13 protein-coding genes are annotated in these 16,486 nt (G+C 46.7%); 6 read left to right on the top strand and 7 right to left on the bottom strand.

Going from position 1 to position 16,486, the window contains the following annotated elements:
- The first annotated feature begins 165 nt into the window (after window positions 1-165).
- The 4 genes from prpC (at window position 166) to ACLD71_RS06290 (ending at window position 7,099) form a co-directional block, all read left to right on the top strand.
- Complete coding sequence (gene prpC, locus ACLD71_RS06305) at window positions 166-1,293, top strand: 2-methylcitrate synthase (RefSeq protein ID WP_411993658.1); 1,128 nt, start codon at window positions 166-168, stop codon at window positions 1,291-1,293.
- A gap of 56 nt (window positions 1,294-1,349) precedes the next feature.
- The gene (acnD, locus tag ACLD71_RS06300) at window positions 1,350-3,944 is read left to right on the top strand and encodes a Fe/S-dependent 2-methylisocitrate dehydratase AcnD (protein WP_411993657.1); all 2,595 of its coding nucleotides are present in this window, start codon (window positions 1,350-1,352) and stop codon (window positions 3,942-3,944) included.
- A 9-nt stretch (window positions 3,945-3,953) separates the two neighbouring features.
- Complete coding sequence (gene prpF / locus ACLD71_RS06295; protein WP_411993655.1) at window positions 3,954-5,132, top strand: 2-methylaconitate cis-trans isomerase PrpF; 1,179 nt, start codon at window positions 3,954-3,956, stop codon at window positions 5,130-5,132.
- A gap of 80 nt (window positions 5,133-5,212) precedes the next feature.
- Window positions 5,213-7,099, top strand: coding sequence for a propionyl-CoA synthetase (locus tag ACLD71_RS06290; protein ID WP_411993653.1), 1,887 nt, complete (start codon window positions 5,213-5,215; stop codon window positions 7,097-7,099).
- Between the two features lie 551 nt (window positions 7,100-7,650).
- On the opposite strand, the gene ACLD71_RS06285 is transcribed toward ACLD71_RS06290, so the two are convergent.
- The 3 genes from ACLD71_RS06285 to yeiP all read right to left on the bottom strand — a co-directional run bounded on the left by ACLD71_RS06285 (window position 7,651) and on the right by yeiP (window position 9,504).
- Entirely contained in the window at window positions 7,651-7,953 is a 303-nt protein-coding gene (locus tag ACLD71_RS06285; protein WP_411993651.1) for a hypothetical protein, read from the bottom strand.
- A 59-nt stretch (window positions 7,954-8,012) separates the two neighbouring features.
- A complete protein-coding gene (locus ACLD71_RS06280; protein WP_411993649.1) occupies window positions 8,013-8,600 on the bottom strand; it encodes a hypothetical protein in 588 nt (195 codons plus the stop codon).
- 331 nt (window positions 8,601-8,931) lie between these two features.
- Window positions 8,932-9,504 carry an elongation factor P-like protein YeiP gene (gene yeiP / locus ACLD71_RS06275; RefSeq protein WP_137672566.1) on the bottom strand — a complete coding sequence of 191 codons (573 nt, stop codon included), beginning with the start codon at window positions 9,502-9,504 and terminating at the stop codon, window positions 8,932-8,934.
- Between the two features lie 261 nt (window positions 9,505-9,765).
- Between yeiP and ACLD71_RS06270 the strand changes: the two genes are divergently transcribed.
- Window positions 9,766-10,284 carry a hypothetical protein gene (locus ACLD71_RS06270; RefSeq protein ID WP_411993647.1) on the top strand — a complete coding sequence of 173 codons (519 nt, stop codon included), beginning with the start codon at window positions 9,766-9,768 and terminating at the stop codon, window positions 10,282-10,284.
- Between the two features lie 26 nt (window positions 10,285-10,310).
- Here ACLD71_RS06270 and ACLD71_RS06265 read toward each other — a convergent pair whose 3' ends face one another.
- Complete coding sequence (locus ACLD71_RS06265; protein WP_411993645.1) at window positions 10,311-11,594, bottom strand: leucine-rich repeat-containing protein kinase family protein; 1,284 nt, start codon at window positions 11,592-11,594, stop codon at window positions 10,311-10,313.
- Between the two features lie 214 nt (window positions 11,595-11,808).
- Between ACLD71_RS06265 and ACLD71_RS06260 the strand changes: the two genes are divergently transcribed.
- The gene (locus ACLD71_RS06260) at window positions 11,809-13,032 is read left to right on the top strand and encodes a dicarboxylate/amino acid:cation symporter (protein WP_137672568.1); all 1,224 of its coding nucleotides are present in this window, start codon (window positions 11,809-11,811) and stop codon (window positions 13,030-13,032) included.
- Here the strand turns inward: ACLD71_RS06260 and ACLD71_RS06255 are convergent.
- Genes ACLD71_RS06255 through ACLD71_RS06245 form a run of 3 tightly spaced genes read right to left on the bottom strand, consistent with a single transcriptional unit; the run spans window position 13,029 to window position 16,318 of the window.
- Window positions 13,029-14,390, bottom strand: a complete 1,362-nt coding sequence (locus ACLD71_RS06255) for a sigma 54-interacting transcriptional regulator (RefSeq protein ID WP_274595105.1) — start codon at window positions 14,388-14,390, stop codon at window positions 13,029-13,031. The genes ACLD71_RS06260 and ACLD71_RS06255 overlap by 4 nt on opposite strands.
- Window positions 14,377-14,892: a hypothetical protein gene (locus ACLD71_RS06250; RefSeq protein WP_411993642.1), complete on the bottom strand. Its 516-nt coding sequence runs from the start codon at window positions 14,890-14,892 to the stop codon at window positions 14,377-14,379. Before ACLD71_RS06250 ends, ACLD71_RS06255 begins: the two co-directional genes overlap by 14 nt.
- Window positions 14,882-16,318, bottom strand: coding sequence for a sensor histidine kinase (locus ACLD71_RS06245; RefSeq protein ID WP_137672570.1), 1,437 nt, complete (start codon window positions 16,316-16,318; stop codon window positions 14,882-14,884). Before ACLD71_RS06245 ends, ACLD71_RS06250 begins: the two co-directional genes overlap by 11 nt.
- Window positions 16,319-16,486 lie beyond the last annotated feature (168 nt).

Raw genomic sequence — 16,486 nt, 5'->3', positions numbered from 1 at the left:
GGATAGATGAACAGATATCTATCCCGATTGGTATACACACCACTACGTGAAAGGGCTTAGCCAGCTAAACAAAGATTCAGCCGCTAAGCCCACCATTTAACAAGCCAAACAATGCGGCACAGCAGATGCCACGCTTGTTAACACCAAGGAATGAAGGAGAACATTATGGTACAGAAAGCTTTAGGAGGCGCAGGCTTACGAGGCCAAAGCGCAGGCGAAACCAAATTATGCACCGTAGGTCAAAGTGGCTCAGGCCTAACCTACTGCGGCTACGATATTAGCGAACTCGCCGACCAAGCTACCTTTGAAGAAGTAGCCTACCTACTATGCAATGGTGAATTACCCAATCGCGAGCAACTGGCGGCCTATCACGATACGCTGCATAACCTGCGTGAACTGCCCGATGCACTAAAAGCAGTATTAGAGCTGATCCCCGCGAATGCTCACCCAATGGACGTGATGCGCACTGGTGTTTCGATGCTAGGAAACCTAGAAACCGAAGCCAACTTTGCCGAGCAGCAACAGCATACCGATCGCCTGCTTGCGACCTTGCCGGGCATTATTTGTTATTGGTATCGCTTTAGTCATGACGGTGTGCGCATTTCAACCCAAAGTTCAGCTAAATCTGTTGCCGGTCACTTCCTCGAATTATTGCATGATAAACCTGCCGATCCACTTCATGAACAAGTCATGCAATGTTCATTGATTCTCTATGCCGAGCATGAGTTTAATGCTTCGACCTTTACCGGCCGAGTCATTGCTTCCACCCTATCAGATATTCATTCCGCCGTTTCTGGTGCCATTGGCGCACTGCGTGGCCCTTTGCATGGCGGCGCCAACGAAGCTGCTATGGCGATGATTGAAAACTGGACCAGCCCAGAGCAAGCTGAAAACGAAATAATGGGAATGCTAGCGCGCAAAGATAAAATTATGGGCTTTGGCCATGCTATTTATCGCACCAGCGACCCACGTAATGCCTTAATTAAGGCTTGGTCTAAAAAGCTAAGCGACGCTAACGGCGACCAGCACCTCTACGCAGTATCAGAGCGAGTAGAAGCAGTAATGTGGCGAGAAAAAGAGTTGTTTTGTAACGCCGATTTCTTCCATGCCAGCGCCTATCATTTCATGAACATCCCTACTCCACTGTTCACCCCAATTTTTGTTTGTTCGCGGGTGAGTGGCTGGGCCGCTCACATCATGGAGCAACGCGCCAATAACCGCATTATTCGACCGAGCGCCGACTATACCGGCAGCGAACCGCGCAGTTACTTGCCAATAGAGCAACGCGGCTAGCTTTTTTTAGTGGAGCGAATGCTCCACTACCCTCTCCTTTTGCTGTGGAAACGTTTATGAATACCAATTATCGCTTACCCCTAGCAGGCAGCAACTTAGATTACTTTGATACTCGCGCCGCGGTTGAAGCCATTCAACCTGGTGCTTATGCCGGTTTGCCTTATACCTCGCGAGTATTAGCTGAAAACCTGGTGCGCCGCTGCCCTGCCGACCAGCTAAACGCAGCGCTTAGCCAAATTATTCTGCGCAAGCGAGACCTAGATTTCCCCTGGTACCCCGCTCGTGTGGTGTGCCACGACATACTTGGCCAAACCGCCTTGGTTGATTTAGCCGGTCTGCGCGATGCCATTGCCGATAAAGGCGGAGACCCCGCCAAGGTAAATCCGGTAGTGCCTACTCAGCTGATTGTTGATCATTCTTTAGCCGTTGAGCATGCCGGTTTTGAAACTGATGCCTTTGAAAAAAACCGCGCCATTGAAGACCGACGCAACGAAGACCGCTTTCACTTTATTAATTGGTGCAAAACTGCCTTTGAGAACGTCGATGTAATACCGCCGGGCAATGGCATCATGCATCAAATAAACTTAGAGAAAATGTCGCCAGTGATTCAAGCGCGCGATGGTGTGGCTTTTCCCGATACGCTGGTAGGAACGGACAGCCATACTCCGCACGTAGATGCTTTAGGCGTTATTGCCATTGGCGTAGGCGGTTTAGAAGCCGAGAACGTAATGCTAGGTCGCGCCTCTTATATGCGCCTTCCCGACATTATTGGAATCGAGTTAACTGGCCAGCGCCAAGCAGGCATTACTGCCACCGATATCGTGTTAGCCATCACCGAATTTCTGCGCGAACAACGCGTGGTGTCTAGCTACTTAGAGTTCTATGGTGAGGGTGCAGCTCAGCTTACTTTGGGCGACCGAGCCACCATCTCCAACATGACGCCAGAATTTGGCGCCACAGCGGCCATGTTCTACATCGACGATAACACCATTGATTACCTCAAGCTTACGGGTCGCGAAGCAGAACAAGTGGCCTTGGTAGAGAACTACGCCAAAACCACCGGCTTATGGGCCGATGATCTACAAGAAGTCGAATATGAGCGGGTATTACAGTTTGACTTATCTAGCGTTGGCCGCAACATTGCGGGGCCATCAAACCCACATCGCCGCGTAGCCACTAAAGATTTAGCCAGCCAAGGCATCGCTGCTCCAGTTCCTAAACAAGAAGGCTTGATGCCAGATGGCGCTTGTATCATTGCTGCTATTACTAGCTGTACCAATACTTCTAACCCTCGCAATGTAATTGCAGCAGGTTTAATTGCTCGCAACGCTAACAAGCTAGGTTTAAACCGCAAGCCATGGGTTAAAACCTCGCTGGCTCCAGGTTCTAAAGCGGTACAACTCTACTTGGAAGAAGCCAATTTACTGCCTGAATTAGAGCAACTTGGTTTTGGCATTGTCGGTTTTGCCTGCACCACCTGTAACGGTATGAGCGGCGCCTTAGACCCTAAGATTCAGCAAGAAGTGATAGACCGAGATTTATATGCCACCGCAGTGTTGTCGGGTAACCGTAACTTTGATGGGCGCATTCATCCTTATGCCAAGCAAGCATTTCTAGCCTCCCCACCGCTAGTGGTAGCTTACGCGATTGCCGGCACCATGCGCTTCGATATTGAAAAAGACGCGTTAGGCCATGATACCCAAGGTAACCCCATTACTCTAAAAGACATATGGCCAAGCGATGAAGAAATAGATGCGGTAGTGAACCAAAGCGTGAAACCCGAGCATTTTCGTAAAGTGTATCAACCCATGTTCGATATTAAGGTAGATTACGGCAATAGTGCCTCACCACTTTATGAGTGGCGCCCGCAAAGCACATATATTCGTCGCCCGCCATACTGGGAAGGAGCTTTAGCAGGTGAGAGAACCTTGCGCGGTATGCGACCTTTAGCCGTGCTGGGTGACAACATCACTACCGATCACTTATCACCGTCTAACGCTATTATGCTCGACAGCGCCGCTGGTGCTTACTTGGACAAAATGGGCCTACCAGAAGTTGATTTCAACTCTTACGCGACCCATCGCGGCGACCACCTTACCGCACAACGCGCAACCTTCGCTAACCCCAAACTGTTTAACGAAATGGTTAAAGAAAGTGGCGAAGTGAAACAAGGCTCACTCGCCAGAGTAGAACCTGAAGGCGAAGTAATGCGTATGTGGGAGGCCATTGAAACCTATATGGATCGTAAACAGCCATTAATTATTGTGGCTGGCGCAGACTATGGCCAAGGTTCGTCGCGAGATTGGGCAGCCAAAGGCGTGCGTTTAGCTGGCGTAGAGGTGATTGTAGCCGAAGGCTTTGAGCGTATTCACCGCACTAACTTAGTAGGCATGGGCGTATTACCCCTAGAGTTTACCAAGGGTAACAACCGCCATAGCTACCGCATAGATGGCAGCGAAACTTACGATGTAATTGGTACCCCCGCGCCCGGCGAGTTGCTTACCTTAGTAATAACCCGTGCCAGCGGCGAGCGTATCGATTTACCCGTAGTGTGCCGCTTAGATACCGCTGAAGAAGTCTCGGTGTATCAAGCGGGCGGCGTATTACAACGCTTCGCTCAAGACTTTCTCGAAAGTGAAAGCCAGCATTAGGAGGCAACGATGAGCACAGTAAAACAAGTTCGCATTCCTGCTACCTATATGCGTGGCGGCACCAGCAAAGGGGTATTTTTCAAGCTTAGTGACTTACCAGACGTAGCTCAACAAGCAGGTGAAGCTAGAGATAAATTGCTACTACGAGTGATTGGCAGCCCTGATCCCTACGCCAAACAGATTGATGGTATGGGCGGCGCAACGTCTAGCACCAGTAAAACGGTAATAGTGTCGAAAAGCCAGCAAACCAATCACCATGTTGATTACCTGTTTGGCCAAGTATCAATTGATAAAGCCTTTGTTGATTGGAGTGGAAATTGCGGCAACCTTACCGCCGCAGTGGGCGCGTTTGCCATAAACAGCGGATTAGTTGACCCAGCTTTAATTCCCCAAGATGGCTTTGCCTGTATAAGGATATGGCAAGCCAACATTCAAAAAACCATTATCGCCCATGTGCCGATTAATGATGGGGAAGTGCAAGAATGTGGTGATTTTGAACTAGATGGCGTGACCTTTCCCGCCGCCGAAGTACAAATAGAATTTGTTGACCCAGCAGATAGCGACGGTGCCTTGTTTCCTACGGGTAACTTAGTTGATCAACTGGAAGTGCCAGACATCGGTACGTTACAAGCCACCATGATCAACGCCGGCATCCCCACTATCTTTTTACAAGCCGAGCAATTGGGCTACTCGGGCACTGAATTACAAGACGACATCAACAACGACCCAAAAGCTCTCGCGATGTTTGAAAAAATCCGCGCTTACGGCGCGCTAAAAATGGGCTTAATTAGTCATATTGATCAAGCAGCTCAGCGCCAACATACCCCCAAAGTGGCCTTTGTGGCTAAGCCTCAAGACTACCTAAGCGCGAGCGGCAAGCAGATAAAAACCGCCGATAACGACTTGTGCGTACGCGCCTTATCCATGGGCAAGCTACACCACGCCATGATGGGCACTGCCGCAGTGGCGATAGGCACTGCAGCCGCCATTCCCGGCACCTTGGTTAACTTAGCCGCTGGCGGAGGAGAACGAGAAGCAGTGAGCTTCGGCCATCCCTCTGGCAGCTTAAAAGTAGGCGCTCAAGCACAGCAAGACAATCAACAATGGCAGGTGACCAAAGTGAGCATGAGTCGCAGCGCCAGAATACTAATGGAAGGGTGGATTCGGGTACCCAGTGATAGCTTTTAAGCTACCACTGGTATCAAAAATCGGAACCTAAATACATTCTCCCTACCAAGTGGTTATAGCTTAGGGACGAGGAGCACATTATGAGTTATCAGCAACAAGCAGATTTCGCCAAGCAGCAACCAGAACAGTTTTGGCTAGAACAAGCTCAACAATTAGCTTGGTTTAAACAGCCCGACAAAGCGCTAAGCCAAGACGAACATGGCAACTATCGCTGGTTTAAAGGCGGCAGCATGAACACAGCCTACTTAGCTTTAGATTATCATTGTGAAAATGGCCGCGGCGAGCAAACCGCGCTTATTTACGACTCACCTGTCGCGGAGCTACAGCAAAAATTTACCTACAGCCAACTACGTGACGAAGTGGCCACCACGGCCGGTATGTTAGCCGAGCACGGAGTGAATAAAGGTGATCGGGTGGTGCTGTACATGCCAATGATCCCACAAGCGGCGATTGCTATGTTGGCCTGCGCGCGCTTAGGGGCAATTCATTCGGTAGTATTTGGCGGTTTTGCCGCGCAAGAACTGGCCGTGCGAATAGACGATGCGCAGCCAAAAGTTGTTCTTACCGCCAGTTGCGGCCTTGAGGGCGCCAAAGTCATTAACTACATGCCCATGGTGAGTTTAGCCTTAGAGCAAAGCCAACAAATGGATACCCCCGTGCTAGTGTGGCAACGCCCGCAGCAAGCCGTTGAATTTAATGCTCAATACCAAGACTGGCAAAGCCAACAACAGCAAGCTAAACCCGCTGAATGTGTACCTGTGGACGCCACCGATCCCTTGTACATCCTGTATACCTCTGGCACCACCGGCAAACCTAAAGGTGTAGTGCGCGATAACGGCGGCCATGCCGTTGCCATGAACTACTCGATGCAATCCGTGTACAACGTACAACCCGACGACGTATTTTGGGCGGCTTCCGACGTGGGTTGGGTGGTAGGCCACTCCTACATCGTATACGCCCCATTAATTTATGGTTGCACCACCATTTTGTATGAGGGTAAACCGGTACGCACCCCAGATGCTGGCGCGTTTTGGCGAGTCGCTAGCGAGCATAAAGTAAAAGTACTGTTTGCCGCGCCCACCGCCTTTAGAGCGATTAAGAAAGAAGACCCCGAAGGCGCTTTGGTAAAAGACTACGACCTTAGCCAGCTGCGCGATATTTTCATGGCTGGTGAACGCCTCGATCCTCCCACGCTAGAATGGACCATCGCCAAAACCGACAAACCAGTGACCGACCACTGGTGGCAAACCGAAACTGGTTGGGCCATTGCAGGCAACCCACTGGGTTTAGAACGCATGCCCGTTAAAGCCGGCAGCGCAACCAAAGCATTGCCCGGCTACCAAGTAAGCATACTGGATGAAATGGGTGAACCCAGCGCCCCCATGGCGCAAGGCTTTATTGCCATCAAACTCCCGCTGCCCCCAGGTTGTTTGCCTACCGTTTGGGGAGACCAAGCTCGATTTGAATCAGCCTACCTAAAACAGTTTCCTGGTTACTATGTGTCTGGAGATGGCGGCTATATCGACGAAGATGACTACTTATTTGTTATGGGTCGCATCGACGATGTGATTAACGTCGCTGGTCATCGCCTATCTACTGGCGAAATGGAAGAAGTAGTTGGTGCTCACCCAGCAGTGGCAGAATGCGCCGTTATTGGTAGCCACGACGACTTAAAAGGCCAAGTCCCTTTTGGTTTAGTGGTTCTCAAAGACGGTGTGCAACAAAGCGACCAAGAAGTATCCAAAGAGTTGATTCAAAAAGTACGTAATGAAATTGGCCCTTTAGCCTGCTTTAAACAAGCCATTATTGTGCAGCGCTTACCTAAAACTCGCTCCGGAAAAATACTGCGCCGCACCCTGCGCCAACTTGCCGACGGAGAGGAATACGCGATCCCTTCCACCATCGACGACCCAGCCAGCTTAGGCGAAATTGAAGAGCTAATGCGCCAAGGTAGGATGATGATTTAGCCAATAACATCAACGGATATCATTGATGAGCTTTAAACTCATTTCTAAAATGAAGTGAGTTTGAGCTTGCTCTTGTACGAAGGTGTTTTGGATTAACGTAAATTTGGAAAAACCTGAACTGACGCTCCGTAACCAAATGAGCGTTTGCAACTCCAAGTTGCTATGTTGGCGATTTATGTTTCATGGCTTGTTATTTATGTTTACTAAAAAAGTCCTTGAAAACATGCAGGACAGTTTTCAAATTGTAATTTCCACCATATTTTTTGAATCGACTGCTTACATACCCACCAATGGTCAAACTAAGTAGGGATAGAGCTGCAGCGACAATAAGAGAATATACAGAAACGACCAGCCAAAACTTAAATGGATTGGCTCTTATTGTCGGATTGATTCCTCTAGCAGCGATCTCTCCGTATACGCTAGCGCCGTATAACTGATACAAGATAAATCCGCTACAAAGAAATATTGCCAAAAATTTAGTTATTCTATTTAGTTTCTTCATTCAACTAAAACTATCCAAGCCGCCAAGTGCCTGAAGATCAATGACCTTGTTATATGCCACTTTGCTGAAACTCATAACCACTCGCTTTTATAAAAATGCTGTCACCGCTTTGCATTTTTATATGGTATTCATCATCAACCGCCTTTGCCTCAAGTATAGAATTAGAAGGCCCCCACTCATTTTCCCTAGAGCACCGGAAGTCAGTAACGACTCGAAACAATAAATGATACGGTAATGCTGGTTCTGACACCTCGATAAATGCTTGAAAATCTAATCTGACCAAAGCATTGTCCCAATCTATTTCTATCCGATCTAGCAAAGCATCATGTAGTGGTAGTTTCTCAAAGTTCAATCTTCACTCCCTAAAAATAACGGATGAAAGAGGACTTTCTTTGACTTATCACAGCCAAGTTATTTCTCAGCCCTTTTCTTTAAAAAATAGGCAAATACCAACAGGCCAACAAAGGTTAGGGTAAGAGAAATAGCTATAACATTGGCCAATATCGAATTTTCAAACTGTCTAAGCACTCCACCTTCATTTAGACCTACGGCAATAAGAAACAAGATAAACGCTATCAACGCCACCGTATTTGCTCGCGCTCTTTTTATGCGTTGATAGATAGTTTTTCCATATAACTGACTAAGGCCATTACCAATCAACAGGCTAGCAACAAGGAGTCCGTGTAACACAGAAGCGAGCTGACTATCTAATCGAATACCTTCCGAACCAAAGAGCCCATTTAACTCCAAATAATTACGGATCATCCCTGCCAGTACAAGCAAGCCAGCTACTACTCCGACACCAGAAAGAACCAACTGTTGTCTATCTTCATTTTTTAACGCAAAAACCGGCGCGGGCCTAGACTGCCGCGTCCCAGTTAAAGGCTGGATTGAATGGCGAATATCGTCGTAAAGCTTTTCAGGCAATTTATAGAGTTTAAGCTGATAGCGAGCTTGATCATTAGTTACTAAATGGAGCATCTGCTGCTCTAAACTCACTTTATCTAGCTTATACAAATCTATGTACGCAGTGACCATGCCAAATCGAGATATAGTTAGATAGGAATCAATAAACACTACTTTGTAACTGCATTTCACCACCACGAAGATCACAACGAGAAACAAAATAAAGTAGTTATCGTCTAAACGATGGTTTCCAGTAATAAAACCGGTTAACAGATTAAAGACAAGCCATACACAAAAGCCCGTTAGTGTCGTTTTTAAGCAGTATATTTTTGAGCTGGAGTGAGTCCAATCACCGTCCATCTATCATCCCTGTAAAAAAGCAGCCCTTAGGCTGCTTTATAAATCCACCGCTCACCACAAAAACTTACTTGTCTGCACGACTCATAAATTTCTTCTCGGTGGTGCTGATCTTAATCTTCTCACCACTGGCAATGTATTCAGGTACTTGTACCGACAAGCCAGTGCTTAAAATAGCGGGCTTAGTGCGGGCACTGGCCGAGGCACCTTTAATCGATGGGTCAGTCTCTACAATCACTAATTCAACGCTGGCTGGTAGCTCTACTGCCACTGGTGCGCCGTCTACAGTAACCACTTGGATACCAGCGGTATCTTCGGTGATAAATGGCACTTCTTCTGCAATGGTTTCTTTGTTTAGATTAAACGGCGTGTAGTCTTCGTTATCCATAAACACGTATTCATCACCGTCGATGTAAGAGAACATCACTTGATGGCGGCTTACGTCTGCCAAGGTAATCATTTCGTCTGCTTTAAAGCTCTCATCTGCTTTAGCGCCTGTGGCTACATCGTATAAACGCATGCGGTATAAACTGGCACCGGCTCGGCCACTTGGCGTGAGCTTAGCGATGTCTTTTACAAAGTAAACTTTATCGTTATGTTCAATAGCGGCATTCTTTTTTATTTCACTGGCCTTTGGCATGGCTTGAGGTCCTTAAATAATTCGTGCAATGAAAATATCATGTACAGAATTTTAGGCAACCGTTAGCGCATTTAGACGCTGCAGATTAGTAAGCTTTATGTTATTAATCCCGCAGAAAACGAATAAAATACCGATAGTTAGCTCAATATTAGAACTTTAACTTGCTTAGTTTTACCGCTTTCTGTAAAAAGCTGGGTTACTTACTTAGGGATGATGATAGCTGACAGGAAAGTTAGCCTTGTTGCTGTATTAGGAGTTGGAATGTTATCCCCGCGTATTGTTGCCGTTGCGCTGTTATTTGGTTTGTTATTGGCCTGTTCTGTTGAAGATGAACAGCCACGTAGTCAAATTGCTGTTACCTTTTATCCCCCTGCTGTTTCCTTCCCTGGCTCTGCCGGTGATACCGAAACTATTACTCAAATACGCCATTTTAGAGCAGACGGTAGTTCCCCCTCTCAAAGTATTACCATTAACCAACGCCGTGACGGTGAACAGCCCCGAATTAATGGTGAAGACGCTAGCCAAAACGCGACCTTCTTAATCGATTTTATGAGTAGCACAACCCTAGATGTTTACTCTGAAGGTGGAGAGTTTCTATACAACGTAGATATCTTTTCAGATATGACGCAAAAACACTTATGCCTGCCGAGCATTCATTTGAGCAAGTTTGAAATATTGGTCGATTCACCAGTAAAAATTGCCGAAACCAAAAAAGAAGCACATGAATTTATTTTGGCCTGCCGCACGGCAAATGAAGGCATAGAAGAAAAAGCTGAGTAAATAGCTCAGCCTTTCTATCTTATGTTTTAAGCGCCGAGCAGCTCGCTGCTTTGGCGCTTTAAGTTTTGATAAGTATCTGAATCCTGTTCGTCTGCCTGACAAATACTTAGCATGTCTTCGATAAAGAACGCTAACGCTCGCTGCTCTACTCGCATGAGTTTGGCTTGTACTTCCTGCGGTAAGTACTCGTAATGCGACGCCGCGCCAAAGTCACCCAATACAATGTTATGCGCGCTGTCTACCAACACATTGTGTGCGTATAAATCGCCATGACACATATGATGGTCGGCTAGGTGGGCTACTAAACTTTCCATTTGTTTCACAATGCCGCAGATTGCTTCAATGCTTAATTGCTGTTCTGGCAAAAAGGTATCGCGAGTACAAGTGGCTAAACTTGGCGGCTGGCCAAGGTTGGTGAAATGCTCTGGGATTAACGCCATAACTACTGCTGAACAATTAGCTTGTTGGATTTGACCGATAAAGTTAACCAATGCTGGATGCTGATCCACATGTAAGCAAGCATCTAGCTCGTCACTGGGGTAGCCGTCGCTGGTCACTTCGCTCTTAAATACCTTAATCGCCACGCTCGCAGGTAAGTTAGTGCTAACATTTGGATAAGCTAAAGAGATCACTCCAGAAGCTCCCTGGCCAAGCACTTTATCCATTTCAAAGTCCGTTAATTGGTACTTAGGCAAACTGGAACCATGATCAAAGGCTTGGCAAAACGGATTGCCCGCAAACGCCAACCACGCTAACCGTGGTAGCTCTAATAACTGAGTAGGAAAGTGTAGTAATTGGTTAGCCGAAATACGCAGCAATTCTAACTTGGTGCATTGGCTCATCGATTGCGGCAAAGCGCGTAGCTTGTTCCCCGCTAAGGCACATTTTTGTAGCAATGCAGCCTCGCCTAACTGTTCAGGCAACACCTCAATCTGATTATTGGTAAGAATCAACCAGCGCAAATTTTTAGGTAATGCGGCAGCCGGTACTTCGCGAATAAGGTTTGATTTAAAACCTACCATTTCTAACTTTGCGCAACGCCCGAGTACTTCCGGCAGCACCTCAAAACGATTATTTGAAGCAAACACGATGCGCAGGTTTGGTAACTGCTCTAGGGTGTCCGGTAAGCTACTTAGCTGATTATCGCTAACATCAAGCACTTCTACTTGTGGACAAAACTGGACGAAATTTTCCGGTAAGTACAGCAAGTTGTCTTTGATATGAATACGCGTTTGCTGGCGTAATTCACCAGAAAGAAGTTGTTCGAGAGTATGCATGCTTAAACGGACGAGTAGAAAAAGATGCGACATAATAACGTGTTGTTTATGGCTTTTCTTCATGTTTTAACGGGCTTAGCATCACTCAAAGCCTTTTCAGTACTAAGCACGAACATTTACTATCAATGAAACATAAAAAACCACTTTAAAAATAAATGTCGGTATAATTGATGTTCAAAATCAGTTTATGCAGTACAATGCGCTACCATCAAAAGCACTGATAACACTATTCATAACAGGAAAATTGATGGACGCAACACAACCGCTTTATAAAAACATTGGCGTGCAAGTCATCGTCGCGATGATCATAGGTACTATCGTTGGTGCCATCATGGGCGAACAAGCCGCCATATTTGCCCCGCTAGGTGCAATCTTCATCCACCTGATCAAAATGCTAGTTATTCCATTGATTGGCGTATCGATTATTGCCGGTGCGGCAAACCTAGGTAATAGCCCAGCAGCTGGTAAAATTGGTATTTCTACCTTTGGCTTCTTTATGGCGACTTCAGCAGTAGCGGTATTACTCGCCTTAGTCATGGGCTCTATTTTCCAGCCGGGTACCGGTTTAGATTTAAGCCAAGCCAGCGATATGTTCTCTAATGAATATGCCGACCAAGGCGGCGTACCAGGTGTAATGGAAACCATTATTGGCATGATTCCAGAAAACATCTTTGCCTCATTAATGGACGCTAACATCCTACAAATCATGGTGTTTTGTTTATTCTTTGGTATTGCTTTATCTAAGCAACCTAGTGACAAAACCGCACCAATAATGGGTGGCCTAGACACCATCATTCGTGCCTTTATTTGGATGATTAACATTGTAATGTTAATTGCACCGCTGGGTGTATTTGGCCTAATGGCTGAATCGGTAGGTACCTTCGGCTTTGCTATGTTGGGCTTAGTAGCGAAGTTATTTGGCGTATATGTTGCGGCCATTCTTATCTATGGCTTCATCTTTTACCCACTGACCATCAAGCTATTCTCAAAAATGCCGGTGCGTGAATTTATGAGCGCCATGAAAAAGCCACAGGCAGTAGCACTGTCTACCTCATCGTCTATGGCAACACTACCAGTCACCATGGAAGTTGTAGAAGAAGAGCTCAAAATCTCTAAAGCAACGGCCTCGTTTGTGCTGCCTTTAGGTGCCACCATTAACATGAGCGGAAACGCGATTTACTATGGTTTAGTGGCGGTATTTTTTGCCCAAATGTTCCAAGTAGATTTAGGTATTGCAGCCTATGCAGCGATTATTTTCACTGCAACTTTGGGCGCTATTGGACAAGCTGGCGTACCAGGTCCTTCATTTTTGGTGGTAGCGGTATTGCTAGCAGCAGGCATTCCTATTGAAGGTCTACCTCTGCTATTTGCTTTAGACCGTATTTTCGACATGATTCGGACCGCACTGAATATCACTGGCGATGCAGCCTGTGCAGTCATTGTGGATCGTTTTAACGAAAAGCACGTTTAAGCGCGAAACGACTCGGGGCGCAGATGATGGCGCTCCAGTAGTTTGTAAAACTCGGTGCGATTTCGCATCGCTAAGCGCGCTGCCTGGCTCACATTACCTTGAGTTAGGCGCAACAAGCGCGCTAAATAGCCTCGCTCAAATTCATCTCTGGCTTGCGAAAAGCTCACTAGTTCGGCTTTTTCACGCAGGGCTTGTTGTACCAATTGCTGCGGAATTAACGGCCCAGTAGACAGCGCATTGGTCTGCTCTACCACATTCATTAACTGCCTCACGTTACCTGGCCAGCGCGCCGCCACTAAGCTCGCCATCGCTTCTGGTGAGTAAGTTTTAATCGTCATTTCTTGGCGCTCAGCTATTTGTTGGCTGAAGTGATGCACTAACAAAGGGATGTCTTCTCTGCGCTTCACTAATGGCGGCAAACCCAGCTCAACCACGTTCAGGCGATAATACAAATCTTCGCGAAACTCTTGTTGCTGCACCGCTTGGTATAAGTCTTGGTGAGTAGCCGACACAATCCGCACATCCACCGGGATATTTTTGGTTGAGCCCACCGGGCGAACTTCACGCTCTTGCAAGGCTCGCAATAACTTAACTTGCACGCTTAGCGGGGTATCGGCAATTTCATCAAGGAATAAGGTGCCACCTTCAGCCGCCTGAAATAAGCCCTGATGCGCATGCGCGGCACCACTAAATGCCCCTTTGGCGTGACCAAATAGCTCTGACTCAAACAAACCTTCAGGGATAGCAGCACAGTTTACTGCCACAAATGGGCCCGAGTTACGCATACTTGCTTGGTGAATAGCCTTAGCTAGCAACTCTTTACCCGAGCCGCTTTCACCTTGAATCATGATATTTACATCGCTCGGTGCCACTTGCTGAATTTGTTTAATCAGCACTTCCATCACTGGGCTACGGCTAATAATGTCGCTTCGCCAAGCGGCTTTATCACTGCTGCTATTGTCTTCCGAAACACTAGGCTGCAAACGCAGTGCATCAGCGACTTTAGCCAGCAGCTCTTGGCTATCAAAAGGTTTCGTTAAATAACCAAATACACCCTGTTGGGTGGCCGCAATGGCATCAGGAATATTGCCATGAGCGGTTAATAGCATGACTGGCAGACTAGGATAAAGCTGCTTGATGGCGTTAAACAAAGCCAAGCCATCCATGCCATCCATGCGCACGTCACTAATCACCAGTTGGGCTGGATAACTCTCTAATTCTGCTAAGGCTGCTTTGGCACTAGCCACTGCATGTACTTGATAACCTGCAGATTGCAGACGTAAGCTAATAAGGCGTAATAGGCTGGGATCATCGTCCACAACCAAAATATTGCCACCTTGGTGATTAATTTCGTTCATTTAATTGCTGCTCAATTCTGGTGAGTTCTTCCAACTGCATCTTTAATGCCGCAATTTGCTGCTGCAATAATATTTGTTGTTGCTCTTGGTTAGAGCCTAAATCTTCGTATTTATGCTGCCAACGCAAACCGTCTAAAATCTGGTCATTTAGTGCCACTATCATGCCGTGTTTCGCATAAGGATTGTTGGTAATAACCGCGCGATTAAAGGCCGCATGGGCGCGATGTGGATTTTTAACCGGCGACTTTTTATAGGCGTAAAGTAATCCTAGTTTTATACCGTTATTACCCAATTCAGGATCTAAGTTCAGCAGCTCTAACTCATTAAAGATTTGGTCTTCGCTTAGCTCGTTTAAGCGCAAATAATAAGCGGCAGGGTCAAATTCACCCACCTTAATGGCTAGGGCGTCGTTAACTGGCACCACCTCACTATTAGGCTGTAACAGTTGGCAGCCAGACAAAGCTAAACAAAGCATCCAGCCTATATACATCTTAACTTTCATCTAATTCGCTTCCTTGTAATCCCTCTACAACAAATCGGCTGCCTTTATCTAATCGCTGATAGTTTAAGTTAGCATGTTGTCGTTCAACTAATTCTTTCGCAATAGTCAGCCCTAAGCCGCTGCCTTTAAGCCGTGGGTCTTTGGCAGACTTACCTTGCACAAAGGGCTGAAAAATTCGCTGTTGTAGCTCTTCATCAATGCCCTCGCCTTGGTCATCAATGTATACGCTCACCCCACTCACCGTAGAAAATGCACCAAGTTTAATTAACCCACCTTCTGGCGAAAACTTAATCGCATTGGATAACAAATTATCAATAATTACCCGCAGTTGCTCTTGATTGGCTAATACCGCGGCTTGACTAAGCTCTAATTTAACCTGTAGTTGGCGGCTAGATAAGCTCAAACGATGCGTCGCCAGCACTTTTTCCATAAGCGGTTTTAAATCCACCGGATGATGAACTTGCTCACCAGGTGTATCGAGCAGTAAGTTAAAGTCGAGCAAGGCTTCAATCAGTTGTTGCAGGCGTAAACTGCTTTCTCGAAGAATTTCGGTTATCTCTTGCTGTTGAGGATTTAGTGGCCCGGCACTGTTATCGTAAAGTAACTCGTTCCCCTCACGAATAGCCGCTAACGGCGTTTTAAGCTCATGCGAAATATGCCGAATAAAAGCAGTCTTTTGCTGCTCTAAGCTCAATAAACGCAAGCGCATATCGTCTAGCGCATCGGCAATTGCCATGACCTCGGTAGCGCCACTCACCTTAATCGCTTGATCAAACTCACCCGACTTAAGCCGAGCTATTTGCGGCCTTAGTTGCTGCAACGGCCGAGTAATTACTAGCACCAACAATACTGCAGCGGCTAAGGCAAACGGCAAACTAATCATGCTAAGCAACAAGCGCTGCTGAGCTTGCTGAGTATTGTTTTGTAAATCCATGGCCAGTTCATTAATCAACGTTTGGCTGCGCAGGTCAAAGTTACGGCTCAGCTCAGTAAAGCGCGAAAATTGCTGATTAAGCGCAATTTTTTGTAAGGGCTGAGGGCGCTCCATTAACTCCTGTAAGGACTGCAATTGCTGCTGTAATTCGGCAACAATGGTCAATAAATCAGGATCTTCGGTGTTTTCTCGTTGTTCAATTAAGGCGCGAGATACTCGCTGCCATTGGCGGCGATAAAGCTTGAGTAGGTTTTGGTCGGCCACCACCCGAAACTGCCTAGCACTGCGTTCTAAATCCAGTAAAGACTCATCAATGCGTTTACTGCCAGAGACCACTTTTGCCGCCAAAAATGCGGTATGCTGCCCCTGCATAGACACTTGCTGCAAGTAATAAGAAGCCAATGATAGGCTGAGTAATAAAGGCAAACCTAAGGTTGCCAAAGCCCAAAAGCTCAGTCGCCTAATTGACACTAGCGCGCGAAAATTAATCAAACACCTATCCCTAGCATGGTTCTTAATAAAACAGCCGCCTATAATGCCAGAGATGGACAAAAATCCCACTGTCGCCAATTAGAGACAGATCGCCTAGCTCACACAAAAAGTCACTAAATCCTTGTTTTTATGTGACACCGTAAACATTTATTGCTAGCAACCAGCAAA

This window comes from Agarivorans sp. DSG3-1 (assembly GCF_046774965.1).
In the GTDB taxonomy this organism is placed as follows: domain Bacteria; phylum Pseudomonadota; class Gammaproteobacteria; order Enterobacterales; family Celerinatantimonadaceae; genus Agarivorans.
Note: the sequence above shows the minus strand (reverse complement) of the source record. Positions and strands in the feature narration are given on the sequence as shown.